21 protein-coding genes are annotated in these 23,802 nt (G+C 58.4%); 10 read left to right on the top strand and 11 right to left on the bottom strand.

Annotated elements, in window-relative coordinates:
- Positions 1–18 precede the first annotated feature (18 nt).
- Both SBC1_RS20220 and SBC1_RS20215 read right to left on the bottom strand, forming a co-directional pair.
- Positions 19–471 carry a MaoC family dehydratase gene (locus SBC1_RS20220; RefSeq protein ID WP_165097808.1) on the bottom strand — a complete coding sequence of 151 codons (453 nt, stop codon included), beginning with the start codon at positions 469–471 and terminating at the stop codon, positions 19–21.
- Between the two features lie 179 nt (positions 472–650).
- Positions 651–1,154, bottom strand: a complete 504-nt coding sequence (locus SBC1_RS20215) for a hypothetical protein (protein WP_165097811.1) — start codon at positions 1,152–1,154, stop codon at positions 651–653.
- Between the two features lie 529 nt (positions 1,155–1,683).
- Between SBC1_RS20215 and SBC1_RS20210 the strand changes: the two genes are divergently transcribed.
- On the top strand, positions 1,684–2,670 hold the full coding sequence (locus tag SBC1_RS20210) for a helix-turn-helix domain-containing protein (RefSeq protein ID WP_241202144.1): 987 nt from the start codon (positions 1,684–1,686) through the stop codon (positions 2,668–2,670).
- A 44-nt stretch (positions 2,671–2,714) separates the two neighbouring features.
- Here SBC1_RS20210 and SBC1_RS20205 read toward each other — a convergent pair whose 3' ends face one another.
- The 3 genes from SBC1_RS20205 to SBC1_RS20195 all read right to left on the bottom strand — a co-directional run bounded on the left by SBC1_RS20205 (position 2,715) and on the right by SBC1_RS20195 (position 4,132).
- The gene (locus SBC1_RS20205) at positions 2,715–3,110 is read right to left on the bottom strand and encodes a VOC family protein (protein ID WP_165097817.1); all 396 of its coding nucleotides are present in this window, start codon (positions 3,108–3,110) and stop codon (positions 2,715–2,717) included.
- A gap of 136 nt (positions 3,111–3,246) precedes the next feature.
- A complete protein-coding gene (locus tag SBC1_RS20200) occupies positions 3,247–3,603 on the bottom strand; it encodes a nuclear transport factor 2 family protein (protein ID WP_165097820.1) in 357 nt (118 codons plus the stop codon).
- 91 nt (positions 3,604–3,694) lie between these two features.
- The gene (locus SBC1_RS20195; protein WP_165101446.1) at positions 3,695–4,132 is read right to left on the bottom strand and encodes a cupin domain-containing protein; all 438 of its coding nucleotides are present in this window, start codon (positions 4,130–4,132) and stop codon (positions 3,695–3,697) included.
- A gap of 165 nt (positions 4,133–4,297) precedes the next feature.
- Here SBC1_RS20195 and SBC1_RS20190 point away from each other — a divergent pair, with 165 nt between their 5' ends.
- Positions 4,298–4,564, top strand: a complete 267-nt coding sequence (locus SBC1_RS20190) for an IS6 family transposase (protein WP_206366075.1) — start codon at positions 4,298–4,300, stop codon at positions 4,562–4,564.
- A 305-nt stretch (positions 4,565–4,869) separates the two neighbouring features.
- Here SBC1_RS20190 and SBC1_RS20185 read toward each other — a convergent pair whose 3' ends face one another.
- Complete coding sequence (locus SBC1_RS20185) at positions 4,870–6,048, bottom strand: porin (RefSeq protein WP_165097858.1); 1,179 nt, start codon at positions 6,046–6,048, stop codon at positions 4,870–4,872.
- 1,158 nt (positions 6,049–7,206) lie between these two features.
- Here SBC1_RS20185 and SBC1_RS20180 point away from each other — a divergent pair.
- From SBC1_RS20180 to SBC1_RS20145, 8 genes are all read left to right on the top strand, one after another.
- Positions 7,207–9,222, top strand: a complete 2,016-nt coding sequence (locus SBC1_RS20180; RefSeq protein ID WP_241202145.1) for a hydantoinase/oxoprolinase family protein — start codon at positions 7,207–7,209, stop codon at positions 9,220–9,222.
- 28 nt (positions 9,223–9,250) lie between these two features.
- On the top strand, positions 9,251–10,996 hold the full coding sequence (locus SBC1_RS20175; protein WP_165097867.1) for a hydantoinase B/oxoprolinase family protein: 1,746 nt from the start codon (positions 9,251–9,253) through the stop codon (positions 10,994–10,996).
- Between the two features lie 255 nt (positions 10,997–11,251).
- A complete protein-coding gene (locus SBC1_RS20170; protein ID WP_370469640.1) occupies positions 11,252–12,046 on the top strand; it encodes an HpcH/HpaI aldolase/citrate lyase family protein in 795 nt (264 codons plus the stop codon).
- Between the two features lie 51 nt (positions 12,047–12,097).
- The gene (locus SBC1_RS20165; RefSeq protein ID WP_165097872.1) at positions 12,098–13,639 is read left to right on the top strand and encodes an acetolactate synthase large subunit; all 1,542 of its coding nucleotides are present in this window, start codon (positions 12,098–12,100) and stop codon (positions 13,637–13,639) included.
- A 171-nt stretch (positions 13,640–13,810) separates the two neighbouring features.
- Positions 13,811–14,791, top strand: coding sequence for a D-erythronate dehydrogenase (gene denD / locus SBC1_RS20160; protein WP_165097916.1), 981 nt, complete (start codon positions 13,811–13,813; stop codon positions 14,789–14,791).
- 71 nt (positions 14,792–14,862) lie between these two features.
- Positions 14,863–16,713, top strand: a complete 1,851-nt coding sequence (locus SBC1_RS20155; RefSeq protein WP_165988991.1) for an IlvD/Edd family dehydratase — start codon at positions 14,863–14,865, stop codon at positions 16,711–16,713.
- Positions 16,714–16,889: 176 nt separating this feature from the next.
- Positions 16,890–17,381 (top strand): chromate resistance protein ChrB domain-containing protein, encoded by a 492-nt coding sequence (locus tag SBC1_RS20150; protein WP_241202146.1) that lies wholly within the window; start codon positions 16,890–16,892, stop codon positions 17,379–17,381.
- A gap of 144 nt (positions 17,382–17,525) precedes the next feature.
- Positions 17,526–17,762, top strand: coding sequence for a hypothetical protein (locus tag SBC1_RS20145; RefSeq protein ID WP_165097936.1), 237 nt, complete (start codon positions 17,526–17,528; stop codon positions 17,760–17,762).
- A gap of 255 nt (positions 17,763–18,017) precedes the next feature.
- On the opposite strand, the gene SBC1_RS20140 is transcribed toward SBC1_RS20145, so the two are convergent.
- The 5 genes from SBC1_RS20140 to SBC1_RS20120 all read right to left on the bottom strand — a co-directional run bounded on the left by SBC1_RS20140 (position 18,018) and on the right by SBC1_RS20120 (position 23,394).
- Entirely contained in the window at positions 18,018–19,454 is a 1,437-nt protein-coding gene (locus tag SBC1_RS20140) for an NAD-dependent succinate-semialdehyde dehydrogenase (RefSeq protein WP_165097942.1), read from the bottom strand.
- Between the two features lie 342 nt (positions 19,455–19,796).
- Positions 19,797–20,732, bottom strand: a complete 936-nt coding sequence (locus SBC1_RS20135; RefSeq protein ID WP_165097945.1) for a fumarylacetoacetate hydrolase family protein — start codon at positions 20,730–20,732, stop codon at positions 19,797–19,799.
- Positions 20,733–20,817: 85 nt separating this feature from the next.
- On the bottom strand, positions 20,818–22,350 hold the full coding sequence (locus SBC1_RS20130) for a class I adenylate-forming enzyme family protein (protein WP_165097948.1): 1,533 nt from the start codon (positions 22,348–22,350) through the stop codon (positions 20,818–20,820).
- Positions 22,351–22,360: 10 nt separating this feature from the next.
- Positions 22,361–22,867, bottom strand: a complete 507-nt coding sequence (locus SBC1_RS20125; protein ID WP_122176948.1) for an acyl dehydratase — start codon at positions 22,865–22,867, stop codon at positions 22,361–22,363.
- Positions 22,867–23,394, bottom strand: coding sequence for a MaoC family dehydratase N-terminal domain-containing protein (locus SBC1_RS20120; RefSeq protein ID WP_165097954.1), 528 nt, complete (start codon positions 23,392–23,394; stop codon positions 22,867–22,869). Before SBC1_RS20120 ends, SBC1_RS20125 begins: the two co-directional genes overlap by 1 nt.
- Between the last annotated feature and the right edge of the window lie 408 nt (positions 23,395–23,802).

Below are 23,802 nucleotides of genomic sequence, written 5' to 3'. Positions count from 1 at the left end.
TGGTTTGGGTGTTCGGTGCTACGCGGGCCGGCGCGCGACGATCAGCTTTGCGCTCAGGTTCTGCACGACTTCGCCATGCTGATTGATCGTTCTGGAGCGCAACACCAGCATTCCGCGATCGGTGCGCGAGCGAGACGGGATCAGCTCCGCGACTTCGCTCTCGACTTGCAGTGCGTCGCCGGGGCGCGTCGGCATCTTCCATTCGATCTCGGCGCCGGCGCCGAGCACGCCATTGGCCAGCTTCGGGCCATCGGAGACGAGCAGACGCATTGTGATCGCCGCGGTATGCCAGCCGCTCGCGGCGAGGCCGCCGAACATTGTGTCGCGCGCGGCTTCATCGTTGAGGTGGAACGGCTGCGGATCGAACTCCGCGGCGAACCTTTTTATATCGGCAGCGCTGACTTCATACGAACCGGTGGTGAAAGTGTCGCCGACCTTGAGGTCGTCGAAATAGAGCGTTTCCTGACTCATGGCCTTGTCCTTTGAAGCTGGAAATGGCGGGCCGGCCGGCTGATTTTGTTCGCTGTCCCGCGGGCATTGCTACTACTTTAGGAAATATCTCTGAGAGGCGGAAGAGAGTGCGGATGGATCCATTATTTCAGGTGGACGAGCACCCCTTTGATCGAGCCATTCGTAACCTCCTTAAGGATTTAATTCTTCGCGCTATAGGGAACATCAATGCGGGGGCGGGCGGCCACGGCGCTTTCCATGGCGTCGATGCGTTCGCTATCGAGCTGCAATGTCCGTGCAGTGAACGCGGTGGTCCAGGTCTGCCCGTCGATACTCCAGGTACCGCTAGGGATCTCCTCGATAATACAAAATACTCGTGGGCCGCTCCCGTCGCCCTTCGTTCCGTCGACTTCAAGGATTGAGTCGGTCAGCTCGCGGGCGAGACCGTCGATCCGCGTTTGATCCATGAACCCAGCCATGACCCGCACATTGACGCGATAAATGTTCTGCCTGGGAGACTTTCCGGCGACGGTGATGTGATGTTGGGGGCGCTCGTCAAGGTAGACCCAGGCGACGGACGCAGATGTCTCGTTAACTTCGATGCCTTCCCAACGAAGCGCGATGGACCACAGCTTCGCCGAGAGCCTGCTTTGGGCCTCTGAGCTCAGTGAACCTTGCGCAAAGGTAACATCCATAAGTGGCATAACCAGTACTCCTGATATTAAAGGACGGATGCGTCAGAGATAGCCTCGCGCCTGGGCAGGTGCCACATCTCACTTCTCCCAGGGAGAGCTTCGGCCCTCCGGGTTGCTAGTAGGGAACCCGCGCGGACCAATGGATTTAAGGTAACAGTCGGGGCGGAGTGCAGTTTGCATTTCCGTGCACGGAGAATTGCCGTATAGCGCACTCGCTGTCTTCGCCAAAGAGCGGGAGAGGGCGGGGCTCGCTGTGGCTAGCACGCATCCCGAAGTTGCGAAATGCCAGTGCGCGTAAGGTCAACTCCTTTTGCGCTATGGAGCAAGGGTGGGATGGCAACGAGAACCATAATGGGGATAGCACAGTCGCTCAGGTATTGCAGTAGTACTGCTGATGCGCCCAGGTCTGGCAGGTGTGCGATGCAGCAAACCTGGGCGGATGGGGGGAGCATCCCTCGCAGGGCCGGGTCGTTGGGTGTACCTTCGAAAAATGGCGTGAGCGTCTCCAATGGAAGAGGCGCCGAGATTGGAGACGGACTTGCAAAACGCTTTCACTGAATGGTCGATCGACGAGATTCCCACGAACGATCGCACAGACGCCTGGCAGGATGTGCTGAGTCACAGCTACAGGGAGTGGCAGGTTCCGCAACGGTTGCCTGCGACGTTCTATGCGAGTGTGAAGCAACACGACTTCGCCGGCGCCGGGATTGTTGAGACGATATGTGACCCTTGCGTCGGACAACGGAAACGCGCTCAGGTACGGCATGACGATGAGCTGTATGTGGGTGTCCAACTGACCACGGGCGGCCGTGAGCGCTTCAGGATTGGCGATTCTGGGGTGGAGGTGACATCGGGCGACCTCGTTGTATGGACGACCGATCAGGAGGTGCAGTTCGAAGTGCTTGAGCGGCTGCACAAGGTGACGCTGATGATCCCCTGGTCCGTGATGCGGGAGCGTTTGCCGGAGCGAAAGCAGCCGCCATCGGGCGGCAAGATAGAAAGCCATACTGGCGTCGGGTCGCTGCTGGCGGTCCACCTGCTGGCATTGTCTAACCAGATCGAGAGCCTTGACCAGACCGTACAGGCTTCTGTGAGCCGGTCCACGCTTGAACTTCTTGGCATTGCCCTCTCGGGCCAGCAGCCTTCGGCGACGTTCGATGCGAGTGCAGCAATGCTGCGGCGCGTGAAGGACTTCATCCTGCGGCACCTTCATGAGGAAGATCTGAATCCGACACGCATCGCAGAGGCGAACAACATCTCGCTGCGTTACCTGCATATGCTGTTCCAGCGCAGCGATATGACCGTCTCAGGATTCATCCTGGACAGTCGTCTGCACGTATGCAAAGAGGCGCTGATTGATCCCGCCTTCCAGCGCCTGCAAATTTCCGAGATCGCATTCCGCTGGGGCTTCAATTCGATAAGCCATTTTTGCCGGACCTTCCGGCAGCGGTATGGCGCCTCGCCCGGCGACGTGCGCCGCGCCGCACCGAGTGGCACTTCGGGCTCGGACGCGGACATTGTCTGACTCTGACAAGCGGTGGTGGCGCGCGTTATTCCGCCACCACCGCATCACACGTAGTGCCCTGAGCGCTCCAGTACCTCGATCTTGTAGCCGTCGGGGTCCTGCATGAAGAAAAAGCGCGCGAGCATCTCGTCGCCACGTTTGAATTCCTTCACCGCGGTCGGATTGATGCCCAGTTCCGCCATCCGCTCGTGCTCAGATTCGAGGTCTGCTACGGCGACCGCGACGTGTCCGTAGCCATCGCCATGCGTGTAGGCGGGCTCGCGCCCTTTGTTCCAGGTGAGCTCGATCTCGAAGTCGTTCTCCTCGTTACGCAGATACACGAGCGAGAAGTCGGGGAAGTCCAGGCGGTGGCTGGTCGAGAGTCCGAGCGCATCCTTGTAGAACTGCAACGACCGGCCAAGGTCGTGAACACGGATCATGGAGTGAATGATCTTGGCCAATTTTTCTTCCGGAATATGCGGATGCCGACATGGACGGATCCACGTCGGCTGTTACCGTTTGCACGGAGAGCCGCTAAAGCGTTTCGCTACCGCCGAACCTGTCCAAACGGTTCCCGCTGGCTGGCGCGAGTGGCGCTTAGCCTGGGAAGGGCGTGAAGGTCTGGACTGCGATCTTTCCATCCTTGACGACCAGCGTATCGGTGGCAAGCGTCACCCAGGGCTTCGCTTCCCATGCCAGATAGGCGACTTCACCCATCGTGCAACTGCTCGTGATCTTGAATGCTGGCCAGAATCCGGGATCAGCCTTTTCGAGGAACGCCTTGAAGAAGGCGCGGATCTCCGTGCTGCCACTATAGGTCTTGTCCGGCGTGATGATCGTCGAGCGGTCGTCGTAGTCTTTCAGAAGCTCGTCCAGACCTTGAGCGAACGCGCCGAGATGATGGTCGAACACCTGCTGGGTGGTGCCATCGATCTGTGCTGAAGCATGGGTCATGTTCAATGTCTCCAAAAGCGGTTGCAGATCCCGCGAACAGGTTGAGGCGGCCATGCGGCTCAGAGCCGCTTAGTGCAGGCTTAGTGCGTGCTTAGGCCGCGTAGGCGCGCTGCGCTTCGTCCCACGTCACGACGACGATCGGCGTGCCGTCTTCCTTGATGAATGACAGCGGGCCGAGGAACGTCATGTAGAACTCGCTGTCGACGGGGAAATACGTCTTGTCGTGCCGCGCGTTCGCGGATTCGTAGCCGTATGCGGGAGCGACGACGGTGTCACCGCCGTGCTCGGCACCACCGCGGACATCCATGCGGCCTTTTGTCAGAAGATATTCGCCGGGGCCGACGTGGAAGTGAGCATTAAAGGAGGAGCCTGCCGGGCAGTCGAAAATCGCCGTCCAGGCGCCCATCTCGGGCGAGGCGTGCAGCATCTTCCAGCGGATGCCGCCATGGGAGAGCGCATCAGGGAACGCCTTCCAGGGGATATCGTTCAGTTGAACAGCTTCTTCACAGACCTTCGGCTTGATTTCCATCATCGTCTCCTTGATATTCCCGCTCCCCAAAGGGGTCGGCAGGTTTGGCGGGGTGAGACAACGATATCGCCGAGAGACCATGCAACGCTTGCCCGATAGCGCAGGTCCGCTTGCCTGCTAGTGCATGAACTCAGGAGCTACGCTGCGACGATTAGAGACTTGGGGATGAACGTTGAGCGCCGCCAGCATAAGGGATTGAACAACCGGGCGGAGAACTCGCATCAGCCAACGCGGGTGCGCGAGAAGGCGATGCGCCGCTTCAAATCACCGCGCCACCTGCAGCGATTCACGTCAGTCCACGATCAGGGAGGAAATCTGTTTTTGCACTGCCACAACGCGAGCACGCAAGAGAAGCGGCGGGCGCGCACGTATGCCTTTGGAGCGTGGGAGGTGGTGACCGGCAATGCAATGCTGGATCGCCTTGTGGCATAAATAAGGAATGCTAACGTTATACATATTCGCTTGTGCGACCTTTAACAACGTGACAGTACGCTCACAGTACTTCGCCATAAAAACACCCCAAAAGGTTGTATCGATATCCAACTTTTCGGGGTGCGGTGCGATCCGCAGCCGCTTTGCCTTGGCTGCGGATGACGTTCTTCGTGGCTCCGCAATCGCGCAGCGACATCCGCCTGCTTTCATCCACGCCTGCAGCTCGCATTGCAGCTTACATTGCTCGACGCCTTCAACGGTGTCCGTTCTGCTCTAAGCTAATCATGAATGTGTAACACGATAAATTAGAACTTGTGACGGATAGCAATGTGCAGCGCCAATTGGCGATCCGTACTCGACGCGGTAGTGCCAATGAGGTATGCGACGGCCTGTTTGCCCGTTGAATCAACCCCGCTTGCCTTTTCATAAACGGCGGTGGCATAGATATCGGTGCGTTTGGAGAGGTAGTAGTCAGCCCCGATCGTGAACATGTTGTACTTTGCCGCGGGTTGGCTGACGCCGCTGAATACATTCGAGCTACCCTGCGTGTAATCGTATGCGGTAGCCAGTTGCAGGGACGGGGTCACCATATACTTGACGCTGACTTCGCCACTGTCGAACTTCGGCGAGGTACTCGAGGTCGTGCTCGCGGTAACCGGGGCAGACGTCGCGTCGCCCACGTCCTTGAAACTCACGTGGCTGTACACCGCGCCGAGCGTAGCCGCGCCTAACGTATAGGCTGCGCCCGCAGCGAAAGTGTTCGTGGAGTGAGCAGATGCGTAACCACCATAGATCGGGTTGCTCGATATATTGTTCACCGTACCGGTCGTGTTGCCGCCGTTGTTGGCGTATAACGCCGTGTTCGGGTTATTGACGTGCGTGAACTCAGCGGCTCCTTGAATCGGGCCATTCGTGTAGCTTGTGTTGAGCGACCAGATCTGGTTGCGCGAGAAGTTGCCTGCAACGCCGCCTAAGCTGTAGATGCCGCCGAACTTGAAGCCACTGTAGGTCAGGCTGTCATACTTGATCGAATTGCTGTAGCCATAGTTGTTGTTCAGGTTGTCAACGTCGCCTGCACGGGAAAAATTGCCGCCGGCCCAATCGGTGTTGGCCGTCAGCGGGCTGACCGGTGTGAAGTTGAATTGGCGCCCGACCGTAACGGTACCGAAGTTGCCGGACAGGCCGACGATCGCCTTACGGCCAAATTCGAGGCCACCATTGCCCAACGCTCCCGTGTTCACGTTGTAGCCGTTTTCCAACGTGAAGATCGCTTTCAGGCCACCACCCAGATCTTCGGCGCCCGTCATGCCCCAGCGGCTAGCATTCAGAAGGCCCGACTGCAGCATCACCTGGCTATGGCCGCCGGCGTTGCTGACGTAGGTCGGACCTTCGTCGATAAGACCATACAAGGTGACACTGCTCTGAGCGTGGGCAGCGCCAGCCAACGTGCTCAGAGCGGCCATAGCGGTAAGCGATTTTTTCATTGAAAGACCTCCGTGTGGGTTATTTACTTTCTGCAACGTAGTGAAACTGTCCGTGCTTAATGCCCATTCGCGAGAAACCGTGCATGTTGTTTCCCGAACAACCCGCTTCCTGACCCAGCCACCCGCCCGCAACCGCCCAGCCGGTGCCGGTTCTAAATCCGCCGGCCAGGAATCCTCAGCCGAACCAGCTGTGCGGCATTTCATTTCGGCTATCGGATGACGTGCTGCCGCCTGCTCCCGCGCACGACGACCGATCCATTGCCTCGCTCCTTAGCCATCCGTTGAATACGGGCCAAAACTTTCATCGACATTCCAGTGCAGACCAGTCCGATTCGAAGCGTATCGAAGGTCTACTTACATAGGACTACAAATTGCCATCGTTGAAAAACGACAACCACGAAGCGTTCAATCACGCAGCTACGCCAGGAGCGACTCCGGTTCCCTTGCGTCGTATTGGGTGCCGCCAACAACAACTCCTATTCGATCGCTCAAGTTCGACTCGAAAGTTGAAGGTCTACCCGCTACCCACTTAAGGAATTCGCTCGCCAAATTTTTTCTGGTAAAAATGGAAATTATTTCCAATTATGGTGATCGAGGCGTAACGCCGTGTCAAGAGTTTCAAAAAGAGGCTGCGTGGAAACCGGGATCTTCTTGCTGCGTGTCTTGTGTGGCGTTCCCCGTCCGAAGCGCACCACGGGCTACGACCAGTTCGAGTTTGGCGGACCGCCGCCCCACGCAACCGTGGGGCGGCACCTCATCAGATGTCAGATAACGGAATTGCTGTGTCGTGGGAAACGCCTGCGCGCCGCGCGATCGAGCATGCAGGCAAGCTTTGGCTCTTGAGCGCATCAATCTGCCTGCGTTATTGCTCAGATGTGTCGTCGACCTTGGCGAAAAAAAAACCCGACCACACGGAAAGGCATCTGTCGTCGCTGACCATATGAACGCGGGGCCGCCCAGTACGCCTCACTCGTCCTCTGGTGTTCGAAGAGTGCCAAAAAAACTGTTGACGTAGCGTTACGCTTGGATGCAATATGTGTGGAAATAATTTCCACTTTAATCGGAGAAAGTGGTTGTCGGGTGGACTTTTAACTTTTTGAGGCGAAGATGAGCTATCGAATAGGAGTTGATGTTGGCGGCACTTTCACGGATTTCGCTTTGTTCAATGACCGGAATCATCAAATTGATTTTCTTAAGCTTCTGACGACACCGGCCGACCCCTCGCTGGCCGTTCTGGATGGCGTCGAGCAATTGGCCTCCACGGCAGGGATCACGGTTTCGGACGTCTCTGACATCCGTCACGCAACGACAATCGCGACTAACACGATCATCCAGCGTAACGGGCCAAAGACAGCACTCCTCACGACGGCTGGATTCCGCGATGTCCAAATCATCGGGCGTCAGCGGCGTGCCGAGATTTACGACACGAACGTCGACAGGCCGACTCCCGTGGTGCGGCGTAAGCACACCTGGGAAGTCGCCGAGCGCATGCTCTTCGACGGCAGCGTGCACAAGCCGCTGGATGAGGAGGCGGTGCGTCGCATTGGCGCCGAGATGCTGAGTGAGGGCATCGAGTCCGTGGGTATTTGCTTTCTTCATAGCTATGCCAACCCTGCCCACGAGCAGCGGACCGCGGAGATTCTGAGGGAGGTCGCACCTTCGCTTGCGCTTACGCTCTCGTCTGAGGTTTCACCGGTTTATCGCGAGTACGAGCGCGGAAGCACCACGTCGCTCAACGCCTATGTCGTCCCGACGGTTCGGCGTTATATCGAAAGGTTGTCCAACGGTCTCCGCGAGCGCGGTTACAAGGGCCAGCTACTCGTTATGCAGTCCAACGGTGGCATCGCAACCCCCGAGATTGTCAGGAAGTTCCCGATCCGCATTGTCGAGTCCGGCCCTGCCGCAGGTGTCCTGACAGCGGCTCGCTACACGAAGGCGGCAGGCAAGAACATCATCTCGTTCGATATGGGTGGAACCACCGCCAAAGTCTGCATGATCGAGGACGGCAAGCCTGCCCTCACTGGGCAGTTCGAAGTCGACATGGTTAACTTGAAGCGCAACAGCGGTCTTCCTATCGACATTCCGGCCATCGATCTCGTTGAGATCGGATCGGGCGGCGGCAGCATCGCGCGCGTTGAGATGGGTTCGATCAAGGTCGGCCCGGAAAGCGCAAGCAGCGTGCCGGGTCCCATTTGCTATGGGCGCGGTGGGAAGCGCCCCACCGTGACGGACGCGGACCTCATACTGGGCTACATCGATCCCGACTATTTTCTCGGCGGAAAGATGTCGCTTGATGTTGCCGCAACTCGCAAGGGCATTCAGGAGCAGATTGGGGACAAGCTCGGCATTGATGCGGACGCGGCGGCGTGGGGAATCTTCGAGGTCGTGACAGCGCAGATGGCTGAGGCGGCTCGCGTCGTCTCGGTTGGCTGCGGCAAGGATCCGCGCCAGTTCTCGTTTATCCCGTTCGGTGGGGCGGGCCCTATTCACGGAGCGCGGATTGCGCGCATGCTCGGTTGCCCGCGCATCGTGTTTCCGACCGGCGCTGGTGTGCAGTCCGCCGTCGGTCTTCTGATGGGTGACCTCCGATTCGATCTGGCCCGCACGCTGATCGTCGAGGCAACTAACAGCAATATGGCGCTGGTCGAGCAGGACTTCGCGTTGCTGGAAGAGGAGGGCCGACGCCAAGCCTTGGCAGGCTCACTCGATGGTGAGATCCACTTCACCCGCAGCGCCGATATGCGCTTCATCGGCCAAGGCTACGAGATTAATGTCGATCTTCCCGCAGGGTCCATGGATCCCGTGGCGATTTGCGAAGCCTTCTTCGCTGCCTACGGACGGACTTACGGTGAGCGCACCTTCTCCCGCACGGAGAGTGTTGAATTCGTCAAGCTGCAGTTGAGCGCGCGCATCGAGCTGCCCAAGCTGACGTTCCTCGATACAGCTTCGTCCGGACAGAACGCAGGGGATGCGCTGAAACCCAGCCGCCGCGTCTACTTTCCAGAGACCAACGGCTTCACCGACTGTCCAGTCTATGACCGTTACCGCTTAAGCGGTGGTGATCGTTTCGAGGGGCCTGCACTGATCGAGGAGCGGGAGTCGACGATCGTCATTCTGCCGAACAGCGTCGCGCAGGTCGACGGATCCGGCAACATCATCGTCGACCTTCAATGACATCGCCACAGAATTTGAGGAAATTCCAATGAGCACAACATCAGACAAAATTGATCCCGTCACCTTCTCCGTGATTTGGGGCGGACTGCTTACGATAGCGGCCGAGATGGGTGTCACGCTGAGCCGAACGGCTTACTCGGTCGCGGTCAGGGAAGGCACGGACTTCTCCACTGCGGTATTCGATCCAGATGGAGATCTCGTCTCGCAGGGTGATTACAGCCCGGGCCATCTCGGATCGATGGCGCTTGCGGTCCGGCGGATGGTCGCGAACTTTCCGGTTGAGTCTCTTCGCGAGGGCGACGCGATCGTCTGTAATGATCCTGCAATCGGGTCGGGACATCTTCCCGACCTCTACATGGTTTCCCCAGCCTTTCTGGATGGCGTCCTTCTTGGGTACGCGGTGAACATCGCGCATCAGATCGACATTGGCGGCGTGGCCAGCGGATCACAGAGTGTTGTCGGTCTTTTCGACAACTATCAGGAAGGCTTGCGCATCATGCCGACACGCCTTTACTCGGGCGGTGAGCCGAACGATGACATGTTCAGGGTGATTGAAGCAAACGTCCGCGTCTCCGACGTGCTTGGTGACATCCGTGCGCAATATGCATCGAATATGGGTGCGGCACGGCGGCTGTGCGAGATCGCGAAGCTCTACGGAGCGCCGACCTTGCGCGCCTGCATGGCCGAGATTCTCAAGCGTAGTAGGGAGGCTATGGTCGGCGCAGTAGGTGAGCTTCGCCCCGGGACCTACGTTCATGAGGATTGGATCGACGATGTCGGGCCGGACACCGAGCCTGTCCTCTTCAAGGTGGCCGTCACGATTTCCAGCACGGGCATCAAGGTCGATTGGGCCGGCAGCGGACCTCAGCGCGACGCTGGCATGAACTGCTATCTCAACTACACGACGGCCTATTCAGTTGCTGCAGTAAAAAGCGTCACGCTCCCGAATGTGCCGCAGAACCAGGGGATCATCAGCGCGATCACGGTAACGGCTCCAGAAGGGTCCTTCCTGAACGCCCGCCGGCCGGCCCCTTGCGGAGGACGGGCCGTGGTCTCGCCGCGCATTTACGAAGTGGTCATGGCGGCCCTTTCGCAGGCGGTGCCGGAGCGTGCTCTTGCAGCCGGAGCGCATATGTTCAACCCGATCCTGGGCGGCCTCGATCCCAAGACGCATCAGCCCTTTGTCTGCTGGGAGTTGACCATGGGTGGGGTCGGTGCACGCTCGAATAAGGACGGCCTTGAGGCCACGTCCTTCCCCGCGAACGCGAGCAACGTTCCGATCGAGGTGCAGGAGAGCCGCAGACCCGTGCTCTTCGAGCATTTCGGTTTGATCCCAGACTCGGCGGGGGCCGGTACGTTCCGCGGTGGATGTGGTGTGCGCCGCGAGTTGAAACTCCTGGTGGACAAGGTGAACCTGTTCAACCTGGGCGATCGCGTGAAATACGCTCCGTTCGGCCTTTTCGGCGGCCACAGTGGGACCAAGGGCGTCACGCTCGTTAATCCCGGAACGCCCGGCGAGCGGCAGCTCAATTCAAAGGGAACCTACCAGATGAAGCTCAACGATGTTCTCAGTTGGAGAACATCCGGGGCGGGCGGCTACGGAGATCCGCGTGCGCGCGATCCTCTGCGCGTCGTCTTCGACGTCGAAGAGGGGCTGGTAAGTCCGGAGGCGGCGCGTGATGTCTACGGCGTTGTCATTGACCCGATCACATTGGCGTACGACCCGACAGCGACGGCCGTTCTTCGTGGAACGGATAGGCACAACGTCGCGTAAGCGTCGCAGCGCGCAGGAATCTGCTTCCTGCGCGCTGCCTGTTTTAGATCCGATAAGCCAGGAACGCCAGTCGTTCCTGGCGCAGTGATGCGATTCAACGTACTAAGCGATGGTTACATTTTTTGGTTAATGAAATTTGTAGTCCTATATGAATGGCCAAGCTGAATGAACCGGCAATACGCTTCGAATAGAAATGCTCTGCAGCTGAGGGCATTGACGAAAGTTAAAGACCGCATTTGGTTTAGGAAAAGGAGCATGGCGGTGCGCGAGAATACTTTGAAATCCATCTTGAACCGTGGCGGCGTGGTCGCCAACGGGTGGCTAACGATTCCGTCGAGCTTTTCCGCGGAGGTGATGGCGCATCAGGGCTTCGATTCTCTCGTCATCGACATGCAGCATGGGGTAATTGATTACCAGATGGCAGTGACGATGCTTCAGGCGATCTCGACGACCAATGTGATCCCGCTAGCCCGCGTGCCCTGGAACGATCCAGCCTCAATCATGAAAATGCTGGATGCCGGCGCGTACGGAATCATCTGCCCGATGATCAATTCGCGCGATGAAGCGCAGCGGCTTGTACGTGCCTGCAGATATGCGCCGCAAGGCAACCGCAGCTTCGGTCCGATCCGGGCTTCTCTTTATGCTGGTTCGGATTACGCCCAGCATGCGAACGACACTGTTGTCGTGATGCCGATGATCGAAACAAAAGAGGCGGTGGAGAATATTGACGACATCCTGAGCACGCCTGGTATTGACGGCGTGTACGTCGGCCCCGCAGATTTGTCGCTCACCCTGGGGTGTACGCCCAAGGTCGACCAGACGGAGGAGCCAGTTCTAAAGGCACTTGAAACTATCCTCGCCGCGTGCAAGCGCCACAAAGTGTTCGCGGGTCTTCACAACGCGAGCAGCAGCTATGCCATGAAAATGGCCAGCCAGGGGTGGCAGTTCGTAACGCTCGGGACCGATAGCCGGTATCTTGCGACACGTGCGGCCGAGGAGGTGGCTGCGATGAAGAAGACTTTGTCCGATGTTCGGCTCCCCGCCTACTGAAACTCCTAAGATATCCTATCGATCGAAATCGAAATGAAAAGGAATTTTGTAATGAATGGAGCTGAAAGCCTGGTCCATACTCTGTTGGATGGCGGAGTAAATGTTTGCTTTACCAATCCGGGTACCTCCGAGATGCATTTCGTCTCTGCGCTCGACCGCGTCGAGGGAGTCCGCTGCGTTCTGGGGCTGTTCGAGGGTGTTGTGACCGGCGCGGCCGATGGTTACGCGCGCATGATGGGAAAGCCCGCTGCGACATTACTCCATCTCGGACCCGGGCTCGCGTATGGCAACCCGAATCTGCACAATGCGGGACGTGCCCGGTCGCCCATCGTGAATATCGTCGGAGATCACACTACCTATCATCGTCAGTATGACTCACCACTCAAGTCGGACGTTGAGGGAACCGCCAGGCCGTTCTCGAAATGGGTGCGCACCTCACCGGATGCGCGCTCGGTGGCGCAGGATGCCGCCGATGCGATCGTTGCGTCTCAAAGCGCGGTTGCCGGCGTGGCGACGCTGATCCTTCCTGCCGATACAGCCTGGGGCGAAGCTGTCGGGCCGGCCAAGGTCTTGCCGCCACCGAAGCGCGCACTCGTCGACGACCGGGCGATCGCGGCCGCGGCCAAAGCGTTGCGCGCGCCCGGGCCGAAGCTGTTGTTTCTCGGCGATGCGGCGCTGCTTGGCGATGGGCTGAAATATGCCGGCCGCATTGCCAAAGCAACCGGCGCACAGCTGCTCGCGGAGACCTTCAATCCACGATTCGAGCGTGGCGCGGGACGCCTCGCGATTGAGCGCCTGCCGTATTCAATCAATCAGGCTGTTGCGGCGCTGAAGGAAGTGAGCACCATGGTGCTGGCGGGGGCAAAGCCGCCCGTCGCGTTTTTCGCCCATCCCGGCAAGCCGAGTGTATTGACTCCGGAAACCTGCTCTGTCACGACGCTTGCGGCTCCAGGCGAAGACATCGTCCAGGCATTAGCGGCACTCGCGGATCTGATCGGGGCTCGCACCGATGCGCAAGTTGAAGCGGCTGCTCCGCCGTTGTTGCCACATGGTCCCATTACCTTGTCGGGTCTGGCTGCCGTGATCGGCGCGCTCATTCCGGAGCAGTGCATTGTTGTCGATGAGGCAGTGACGTCCGGTCGCGGCCTGTTTCCAGTAACGAAGAATTCTCCCCAACATGACTGGCTTCAGAATGTAGGTGGCTCAATCGGCTTCGGCTTGCCAGTTGCAACGGGCGCCGCCATTGCATGTCCCGATCGCAAGGTGCTGTGTCTCCAGGCCGATGGCTCTGCGATGTTTACGCTTCAGTCACTGTGGACGCAGGCACGCGAGGGTCTCGACGTCACCACGTTGATTTTCGCTAACCGTGAATACGCGATCTTAAAGCAGGAGCTAGTGAATGTCGGTGTACAAAATCCGGGACTGAAGACCATGGACTTACTGAACATCGGGCGGCCAAACCTCGATTGGGTTGGCCTCGCTCGCTCCATGGGCGTAGAGGCAAAACGCGCAACGACGCTGGAAGAGGTGGCCGCCGGGCTCAGCCGCGGATTGGCGACGCCAGGGCCGTATCTCATCGAAGTGATGATGTGAGTCCCGGGTGCCTCATACCTTCCGATACGCGAAGATCGGAGGCCTCGGCACATTGCAGGCGATTTCCGCCCGCCGGTTCATAGAAAAAACTACGGATACCATATTTGTTTAGAAGAGATCGCTGGGACAAGCCCTGGCGAATGACAGAAATCGTGAGAGAGGGAGTATCGAATGCACATTCTCATCATCGGCGCGGCCGGAATGATCGGGCGTAAGCTTACCGAGCGGCTCGTGAAGGACGGCGGGTTGAACGGCAAGCCGATCGACAAGCTGACACTCATCGATGTTGTCGTCCCCGCAGAGCCCGCCGGTTTCAGCGGCAAGTTCGAAATCGCCGCTGCGGACATCGCGGCGCTGGGGGAGAGCGACAAGGCGATTCGCGAGCGGCCGGACGTGATCTTCCATCTCGCTGGCATCGTCTCCGGCGAGGCCGAGCGCGATTTTGAGAAGGGCTATCGGATCAATCTCGACGGAACGCGCTATCTGTTTGAATCGATTCGCAAGGTGGGCAGCGACTATCGTCCGAAGGTGATCTTCAGCTCGTCCGGCGCGGTCTTCGGTGCACCGTTCCCGCCATCGATCACGGATGATTTCCATCTCACCCCGCTGACTTCCTACGGGACGCAGAAGGCGATTTGCGAGCTGCTGCTCGCCGACTATACGCGTAGGGGTTTTCTCGACGGCGTTGGCATTCGGTTACCTACGATCTCCGTTCGACCGGGTAAGCCAAATGCTGCGGCTTCCGGTTTCTTTTCCAGCATTATTCGCGAGCCTTTGACAGGGCAAGAGGCGGTCCTTCCGGTGCCGGACACTGTCACGCACACACATGCCTCGCCGCGCTCGGCCGTCGGCTTCCTGGTCCTCGCCGCGAGCCTGACGCGCGAGCAGCTCGGATCGCGCATCAATCTCACCATGCCGGGCATCAACTGCACGGTCGGCGAACAGATTGCAGCACTCAAGCGTATTGCCGGAGAGAAGGTCGCTGCCCGCATCCGCCGCCAGCCCGACGAGCTTATCCAGCGCATGGTCGGCGTTAAACCGCGGGTCGAGGCCACGCGGGCGCGTGAACTGGGTTTCAAGGTCGAGAGCAATTTCGACGAGATCGTGCGCGCGCATATCGAGGACGAGCTCGGCGGCAAATTTGCGGATTGATTTTTTTTCATATCTCGCTTCGCAGCTGCGGGGCGAGGCAAAGATACATGGCTGACTTAGGAGCACAGGATATGAGTAACAAGGACAAGTCTGACGCCGGTGATATTGCCGCGCCTGCCGCCAAGCCGAATAGACTCACCGCAGCGAACCTGCGTTCCAAGCTCTGGTTCGACAATCCCGACAACCCTGCCATGACGGCGCTTTATCTGGAGCGCTATCTGAACTTCGGTCTCACGCGGGAAGAGCTGCAGTCCGGCAAGCCCGTCATCGGCATCGCGCAGACGGGATCGGACCTGTCGCCCTGCAACCGTCACCATCTCGAGCTGGCCAAACGCGTTCGCGATGGCATCACGGCCGCGGGCGGACACTGCTTCGAGTTCCCGGTGCACCCGATCCAGGAGACGGGCAAGCGGCCGACGGCGGCGCTGGACCGAAACCTCGCCTATCTCGGTCTCGTCGAGGTGCTCTATGGCTATCCGCTGGACGGTGTGGTGCTGACCACGGGCTGCGACAAGACGACTCCTGCTTGCATCATGGCAGCGGCCACCGTGAATATACCGGCCATCGTGCTCTCGGGCGGCCCGATGCTGAACGGCTGGTGGAAGGGCGAACGCACCGGCTCCGGCACCATCATCTGGAAGAGCCGCGAGCGGTTCGCCGCTGGCGAGATCGATTATGACGAGTTCATGGACATCGTCGCGTCGTCCGCTCCCTCCGTGGGTCACTGCAACACGATGGGCACGGCATCGACGATGAACTCGCTGGCCGAGGCGCTTGGCATGAGCCTTCCGGGATGCGCCGCTATTCCCGCACCTTATCGCGAGCGCGGGCAGATCGCCTACGAGACGGGAAAGCGGGCGGTCGAGATGGTCTGGGAGGACCTGAAGCCTAGCGACATCCTGACACGCAAGGCGTTCGAGAATGCCATCGTGGTCAACTCCGCGATCGGCGGTTCCACCAACGCACCAATCCACATTAACGCCATCGCCAGCCACATCGGCGTGGAGCTGAACATAGAAGACTGGGCGAAGGTCGGGGGCGACGTGCCGCTGATCGTGAACCTGAAGCCGGCGGGCGAGTATCTCGGCGAGGAATACCATCGAGCGGGTGGCGTGCCAGCAGTGATCAACGAACTGATGAAGAAGAAACTCATCCACGAGGATGCGGTGACCGTCAACGGGCGCACCATAGGCGAGAACTGCGAGCGCACCACCGTCATGGACGAAAGGGTGATCTTCCCGGTGGACAAGCCGTTGCGCAAGGACTCCGGCTTCATCGTGCTCAAGGGCAATCTGTTCGACAACTCAGTGATGAAGACGAGCGGGATCACGGAGGAGTTCCGGGCGCGCTATCTCTCGAACCCGAAGGACCCGGAGGCCTTCGAGGGCCGCGCCATCGTCTTCGACGGTCCGGAGGACTACCACCATCGTATCGACGATCCGCAGCTCGATATTGACGAGAACTGCATGCTGATCATGCGCGGTACCGGCCCGATCGGCTATCCGGGCGCGGCCGAGGTAGTGAACATGCAGCCGCCGGCGGCGCTGATCAAGAAAGGGATCCATTCGCTCCCTTGCATTGGCGATGGTCGCCAATCTGGCACGTCGGGCTCACCTTCCATCCTAAATTGCTCCCCGGAGGCGGCGGCCGGCGGCGGCCTCGCCGTGATCAAGACAGGCGACCGGGTACGCATTGACCTGAAGAAGGGAACGGCGAACGTCCTGATTCCGGATGACGAGTTGGCGCAGCGGCGCGCTGACCTCGCCAAGGAGGGCGGATTCAAGATCCCCGCCAGCCAGACGCCTTGGCAGGAGATCCAGCGCCAGATGGTGGACCAACTCGGCAATGGCATGGTGCTGAAGCCAGCGGTTAAGTACCAGAAGGTGGCCCAGACCAAGGGCGTGCCGCGCGACAACCATTGAGGTTGTTGCTGTTGGTAATGGGCACCGGACGAAGATGCTGGATGCAACTACCGGTGGCGTCCGGCGAGTCTGGTTCGGCAGAGTACGCGCTCATGGAGGCGGTTTAACTCAAGGAGACACCAATGAAATGGGTCACAAAGAATTTCGTGCACTTGGACCGAGTGGCTTGTCCATGGTTGATCAAGCGTTTCGTTGACAACGAGGCGCAGTTTTCCTTTGTTCCCTGGGACAAGCAGGACGAGGTGCCATCAGATGCGATTCCCTTTGCGCTGGATGGCGCTGACCTGGGTCCGCACGATGCCGAGGGCACAACCTTCGCCAAGGTCCTGAAGAAGTATTCGCTCAAGGACCCGGCTTTGGACGATATCGCGAGAATCATCGCTGCAGGTGTTAACTATGCGCTGGACTTGTATCAGCCTTCTTCCGACGACAACCATGGACAAGTGGCCGTCGGCTTGCTGGCAATCTCGGAAGGCATCATGCTCAATTGCACCAGCGACGCGATGATTCTGGAGTCAAGCTATCCGGTCTACGATGCGCTGTACGCCTATTTCCGGGCGAAAGCGCTCATGAAAGCAAAGGGACTCACTCCGCCGCCCCCGGCCGGGCGGGGTCCGGGACCCAAGACGGAATTCCTGCGCGAACTGCTGAAGAACAACGGACGCTAACGGCGAGGCCACGGATCGGTCATCGTGCACGGGAGTGCACGAGCTCAACTGGGTATTCGTTCGGAGCGCTGAATACAACCGGCGCAGTGGAAAGGGGAACGTCGGCCAGCCGCATCAGCGGAAACGAGATTGAAGGAGAAGCCAATGGAAAAGGCTGAAAGATCCTTGCGTTTCATGGTGGAAAAATGGCTTGTGATGGCTCCTGCACTGTCGGTGCGGATAACACGAGGAAGTCGCGCACGCGCGAATCAGAGGCGCTATGTATGCGTCGAGACATCGCTATCAACTGGGGCGTTTGCAATCTATCTCTTCCGCCAAGGTGACGGTACCTGGGATGTGTTCCCGCCTGATACCAAACACCCGGTGATGAGTGTTTCTTAACGTGCGGTGCGATTGGGGTATCTGCGGACGTGACCGAGTGCCGGCTGCGTGTACAACCGAGAAGGGGTTCGCTATTTCGACGAATCAAATCAGTTGCCGCGCGCAAGTACGAGCAAGCTCTGCACGCGCGGACCTGTCCTTGGTACGACGCAGCCGCCGCTAGGAAATTGATCTGATCGAAGTGATCTGATCGAAGTACCACCTCGACGCCGCGACCGCAAACCGTCTTCAAGGCTACTTCCACGCCAGGTTCAATCAGACCCGAGTGATAAACCGCGTTTCCAAATAGGCCGCAATCGCCTCGGACCCGCCCTCCGTACCGTATCCGGAATCCTTGATGCCCCCGAATGGAACCTCTGGTAATGAGAAGCCGAGATGATTAATCGTCATCATCCCGCTCTCAACTTCCATGCTAAGTCGAGTAGCGGTTTTTTCCGAACGGGTAAAAGCATAGGCAGCTAAACCGTAAGGCAGCCGATTGGCTTCTGCGATCGCCTCATCCAGATCTGTAAATCGATTGATGACAACTGCAGGACCGAAGGGCTCGTCATTCATGATCTTTGCCGACACTGGTACGTCTGCCAGGATGGTTGGTTCGAAGAAGTAGCCGTTGTTACCGATCCGGTGTCCCCCGGTCGTCAACCGGGCGCCACACTCAAGGGCGTCGGCGACCATGGCTTCGAGTGCAAGTATGCGGCGCTCATTGGCGAGCGGCCCCATGGACGTGTCTTCATCAAGGCCGTTGCCCACCTTGATCGCCTTGGCAGCCGCAGTGAACCCCTCGAGAAAACGGTCAGCCACCCGTTCATGAACAAGGAAACGGCTAGGCGATATGCACACCTGACCAGCGTTGCGGAACTTGTACGCTGACATGAGCGAAACCGCTTGATCGAGATCGGCATCCTCGGCAATGACGACGGGCGCATGACCGCCAAGCTCCATCGTTGCTCGCTTCATATGCTGACCGGCCAGGGAGGCGAGAAGTTTTCCAACCACGGTTGAGCCGGTGAACGTCACTTTACGAATAACTGGATGACTGATCAGATATTCGGAGATCACGGTCGGTACGCCATACACAAGATTAACAACCCCCGCCGGGATACCCGCGTCTACGAAACAGCGGACGAGTTCTGCAGGTGAGGCGGGCGTTTCCTCGGGTGCCTTGACAATGAGGGAACATCCAGCGGCCAGCGCGGCAGACAGCTTACGAACGAGTTGATTAATCGGGAAGTTCCATGGCGTGAACGCCGCTACCGGCCCAACCGGGAGCTTCACCGTCATCTGAGTAATGTTTGGCGAACGTGCCGGGATTACTTGGCCGTAAGTGCGTCTTCCTTCTTCGGCAAACCATTCGATCGTGTCTGCGGCCCCCAATATCTCAGCTGTCGACTGGGCCAGAGGCTTGCCTTGTTCACGCGTCATCAGCCACGCAATATAAGGGGCTCGTTCGCGCAATAAGTCAGCAGCCTTTCGCATGATCTTGGCGCGTTCGAATGCAGACGTGTGGCGCCAGACATTGAACCCTCTGCTGACCGCGTCCAGCGCCGCATCCAGATCTTCCCGCTCAGCACAAGACACGACTCCAATCTGTTCTTCGGTGGCAGGATCAATTACTGCGATTGTTTTCCCGCCCTGCGCTGGAAGCCAGTTTCCATCAATGAAGAGGAGAACGTCTTTGTATGTATAGTCCACGGCGGTTCATTTACCTCGTTGCGTCATCATATGTGCCAACCTTATTTCGATAAGGATGACTGATCGTAAAAAGGGAGCGGTCCGGGCCGAATATTCGGTCTAGACTTCGGTCAAGCGTCGTCGTTAAGATGGCTGCCGGAGGACCTATGCCGCACCCAGGAAGATCGGTTCCAGCCAGTGCGTCCCTTCGCCCGGTCGAAGTCCTGACCACCGACTAGGACAGTCGGTCAGGGGGAGTCACACCGCGTCGACTATCGAGGCGGTGTTCGTCGATGGCTAACCCAGCGGCCAGGATGCATCTTGGGACCATACGACGACCACACTGCTAGAGGGCAGGGAGTATCAATTCTGCGGATCGTGGGCCGGCCCGTATTTGCCTGATAGCTGACGGACCGCACTTTCGGGAATTTGCTTTTTCTTCCGCTCCAGCCAAGTGTCCCGCTCCCAGGTCCGCTTGAGATCATCACGTACCAGAATACGCAACTTTCCAAGCCCCTCGGTCTCTAGTTCCACTTCATCGCCATCCTGGAAGCTCGACAATCCGTCATGGCTTGTTCCGGTTGCCAGGATATCGCCCGGCTCAAGCGCATGCACCGAGCTCACCCATTCAATGCAGCGCGGAATGCGATGTGCCATTCCGCCCGTGCTGAAGTCCTGTCGCAACACGCCGTTGACCCATAGCCGGATACGAAGGTTGTGCGGATCGGGGATCTCGTCTGCTGTCACGAGGTATGGGCCGATGGGAGCGAAAGTCTGGCGCGCCTTCGTCTGAAACAGCGAGGGAGCGCCTCGCGCCGAGCCATCAATAAAATTCACGTAGCCGAACACGTGATCCATCGCGTCTGTCGCGCTGACGTTACTGGCCCGCTTGCCGATCACGACCGCCATTTCTGCCTCACCCTCGAAGGCCAAGGCAGGAAAATCAGGCAGGATCATCGTCTCGCCGGGACCAATGATGGAACCGGTCGATTTCGTGAACGCATCAATCGGCGCGGGCTCGGGCCCGATCTTGCCGTCGATGTAGTTGAGCGCCATACACACGATATTGCCCGGTCGCGGGAGAGGCGGCCGCAGCCGGACACTTTCGACCGGTATTGCGTCGTTGCTCACGGTTGCGCTTTCCAGCCGCGCACGGAGGCGGTCGAACTGACTGATCAGCCCGGTCATCAGGTCATGAGGGCCGGTATGTGGAATTTCCCCGGCGATAAATGAGACGTCGTAGACGGAATCATTCTTTAGGACACCCAACCTGAAATCATCGAAGTACACCAGCTTCATTCGGCCACTCCTTTCGATATGCGACGGATCGCAAACAAAATGCAGAAAATATTCGTCGCAGTGACACGCGGATCAGCTTCGATAGTCAAGCGACCCGCGTGAGCTTTCCTTCAGCAATCCAATTTGCCAGGACGTTACGTTGTACCTTCCCGGCCGGCGTTGTCGGCAGAGCATCGGCGACATAGACCTGCCTTGGTACCTTGAATTGGGCCAGGCGGCCCCGCATTCCGGCCAATACCTCGTCCCAGGCTACCGGGCCGTTTTGTACGATGACCGCAACGGGAATTTCCTGCAATCTATCGTCGGGCAATCCGATCACGCAGAGGTTCTGTTGTTGGCATGCGCTACGCAGCACTTCCTCCACTTCGGCGGGAGCGAAGTTCTCGCCGCCGACACGGATGATTTCCTTCAGGCGCGCCACATAGCGCAGTTCCCCGTCAGGGGAAACGGAACCCAGGTCGCCGGTACGGAACCATCCGTCCTCCGTGAATGCCTGCCGGTTGGCCTCCGGCTGGGCGAAATAGCCCGGGGTGATGGTCGGTCCTCGAAGTTGGACTTCCCCGAGGCAGTCACTCGACAGCGGTGCGCCGCTTTCCGCGTCCACAATCCGTATCTCGTTTCCCGGCTGCGGCCGGCCGTTTGCGGACACGCGCTTGATTAATGGATCGTCGGGGAACCACATGGTGAACATCCCCGACGTTTCCGTCATTCCATAAAGGTTGGAGATGCCGGAAATTCCAATTTCATCATGAAGCTGCATGATTTGGCTTCCGGCGTGATCGTATCCCAGTTTGAGCGTGGCGAGCTTGGTGCGGACCTTCTCCACTCCTAGCGAGAGCACATCGCGGAAGAAAATTCCGTGCGAAACGTCCGCCCGGTGATGTTCTACCAGGTCGAGCAGGCGTTCGGGGTCCCAGCTCGACATGGAGTGTAGTGTGCAACCCGCAACCAGAGATGTGGTGATCGCATGCATGCTGCCGCTGCAATGAAAGAACGGTGCGGGACTCATGAAACGGGTGGACGGTGTCAGGCGCTGACAGAATGCGGCGTATTGGGCGGTTCTTATATAGCTCTCGGCAGTGAGCATCACGCCTTTTGGTTTCGACGTGGTACCGGACGTGTACATGATGCCGAAAATGCCATCCGGCAATTCCGGGGAGTTCGCGCCCACAGCCTGCTGCCGGATATGCGCCCGCCAGTCTTCCTTCAACTCGTCGGAGGGACCTTCTATGATTACCGATGCGCGTTGTGCATCGATGGAACCTGCTTCGTCTACATAGTTGCGTCCGCGATACTTTGGCAAAACGGCAAGCACGCGGGCGCCACAATCCTCAATGAGCGCGCTCACCTCTACCGCGGTAAGCCGCGTGCTGATGGGAACCGCGATCCCCTGCAATTCCTGGATTGCGAGAAAACTCGCGATCCAGGCGAATGAGTTCGGCATCCATATCGCAACCCGATCCCCTGGCGCGACGTGCGGGCCGAAGCAGTTCCGCGCTTCGACGACCAGGCGTGCCAACGCCTGGAAACTCAACTCATGATCGTCAATAGTGACCGCGCACTTCTCTGCAAAATGGCGAACATTGTGGTGAAGCAGTTGCGGTATTGTCAGGCGCATCGATCTATCCTCATCTTTCATTCGGAAGATTAAGATCAGCATAGGCCGGATCTACCACGAACGGATAGGGAACCGCGCGACCGCCACGCAGGGGCAAAACACCGATCGCCCACCCCGACGTATTAATCGTGTCGTTCTGATCTGTCAGAGCGATACGGCAAGTTACAAAACCAAGTCCGCCAAGAACCTGCTTCTCCACGACCTTGGCTTCTGCGAAGATCGTGTCGCCCGCAACGTTCATCTTGTCGTAACGAAACTTTATCTTCCACAACCAGCCTTCGGGTCCGAGACCATCCTTCATGACTTGCGCGAGAACGTGCTGCTTCCATGATCCATTCACCAGCACGTCGGGCAGCTTGTCGTGGTCGATCGCAAACCGCTGGTCGTAGTGAATCCTATGCCAATTCTCGATTGCAGAGGACCAGCGCATGATATGGGTAGTCGTCATAGGCCCTTTCTTGAGCCGCATCAAGGTCTGACCTACCTCGACATCTTCGAAATAGAGAGATTCACTCATTATCGCCACACCATTGTATGTCTGCTGATCATCAGCAGTTCACCTGCTTCCGTGGTAAAACGCGTTTCGATCGTTACGAGCAGAAAATCACCGCTTGATCCTTTCTTCGGTGTCACCTTGCTGTAGCGAGGGGAGGCAACCGCTTTCTCTCCCTTTCTCAGGCAGCGGTAAGATTCCACTTCAAGGCCTCCGTTCAATATCCTGTTGAACGGTACCTTGATATGTTCTAGTCCGTAGTACGCATCAGCTCCGTCGCCTGCACCGTCAGCGTCGCGGTTTTCTATGATCGCGTCCAGTGGGTCAGCGGTCCCGGAAGCACGACGAAACGCGTGCAGCGGATAGAGCGGCGGAGCGCAAATTGCGCCATATTTCGAAGCACTCGCCACTTCTTCATCGTAATACACTGGATCGTCGTCCATTGTCGCTTGGACGAAACGCCGTAGCGTATCCTGTTCGAGGGGGGCCGCCGCAGTGGTAGGAGGGGCGGTGAGGCCAATATATCTTGAGTAATCCTGATCAGAAGACATCGGGTAATCGTCCTTTCGTTTTCCTGGACTGCTTGACATTCAGGCGCCACATTCACCGGCTCTTCGGCGCCATCTCGTGAGACGACATTCGGACTGGAGCGTGTTTCTCAGCTGTTACTCCCTGGGCATACCGGTGCACATCCGGGCGATGTACCCGAAGCGTCCCCTTTGAATTTCCCGGCGCGGTTTCTCAACTGGGGAGTACGCAAAAAGCCGTGGCCATGACCAAGCAAAACGGCTCTCGTCATCTCGTTGCTGAATATGTGGAAATTATTTTCGCATGCTTTAATTGCTGGCGCAATAGGCAGAATGCAGGACCCTGAAGACTGAGCGTATCGCGAACAAAAAATTCACGCTGCACGACAGAACCTGAGTTGTTCCGCGTCTCCCCGAGTGAGTGCACCTGGT

This window comes from Caballeronia sp. SBC1, from assembly GCF_011493005.1.
Lineage (GTDB): Bacteria > Pseudomonadota > Gammaproteobacteria > Burkholderiales > Burkholderiaceae > Caballeronia.
The sequence above is the reverse complement of the archived record's forward strand: the minus strand, read 5'-3'. Positions and strand labels throughout refer to the sequence as shown.

Coding starts and splice junctions, on each gene's coding strand:
- SBC1_RS20130 (WP_165097948.1), bottom strand. CDS start 22,350: ATGCGCCTGACAATACCGCAACTGCTTCACCACAATGTTCGCCATTTT.
- SBC1_RS20135 (WP_165097945.1), bottom strand. CDS start 20,732: ATGAAGCTGGTGTACTTCGATGATTTCAGGTTGGGTGTCCTAAAGAAT.
- SBC1_RS20195 (WP_165101446.1), bottom strand. CDS start 4,132: ATGGAAATCAAGCCGAAGGTCTGTGAAGAAGCTGTTCAACTGAACGAT.
- SBC1_RS20220 (WP_165097808.1), bottom strand. CDS start 471: ATGAGTCAGGAAACGCTCTATTTCGACGACCTCAAGGTCGGCGACACT.
- SBC1_RS20125 (WP_122176948.1), bottom strand. CDS start 22,867: ATGAGTGAATCTCTCTATTTCGAAGATGTCGAGGTAGGTCAGACCTTG.
- SBC1_RS20170 (WP_370469640.1), top strand. CDS start 11,252: ATGGCGGTGCGCGAGAATACTTTGAAATCCATCTTGAACCGTGGCGGC.
- SBC1_RS20155 (WP_165988991.1), top strand. CDS start 14,863: ATGAGTAACAAGGACAAGTCTGACGCCGGTGATATTGCCGCGCCTGCC.
- SBC1_RS20145 (WP_165097936.1), top strand. CDS start 17,526: ATGGAAAAGGCTGAAAGATCCTTGCGTTTCATGGTGGAAAAATGGCTT.
- denD (WP_165097916.1), top strand. CDS start 13,811: ATGCACATTCTCATCATCGGCGCGGCCGGAATGATCGGGCGTAAGCTT.
- SBC1_RS20165 (WP_165097872.1), top strand. CDS start 12,098: ATGAATGGAGCTGAAAGCCTGGTCCATACTCTGTTGGATGGCGGAGTA.
- SBC1_RS20190 (WP_206366075.1), top strand. CDS start 4,298: ATGAACGTTGAGCGCCGCCAGCATAAGGGATTGAACAACCGGGCGGAG.
- SBC1_RS20175 (WP_165097867.1), top strand. CDS start 9,251: ATGAGCACAACATCAGACAAAATTGATCCCGTCACCTTCTCCGTGATT.
- SBC1_RS20120 (WP_165097954.1), bottom strand. CDS start 23,394: ATGTCTTCTGATCAGGATTACTCAAGATATATTGGCCTCACCGCCCCT.
- SBC1_RS20215 (WP_165097811.1), bottom strand. CDS start 1,154: ATGCCACTTATGGATGTTACCTTTGCGCAAGGTTCACTGAGCTCAGAG.
- SBC1_RS20200 (WP_165097820.1), bottom strand. CDS start 3,603: ATGACCCATGCTTCAGCACAGATCGATGGCACCACCCAGCAGGTGTTC.
- SBC1_RS20185 (WP_165097858.1), bottom strand. CDS start 6,048: ATGAAAAAATCGCTTACCGCTATGGCCGCTCTGAGCACGTTGGCTGGC.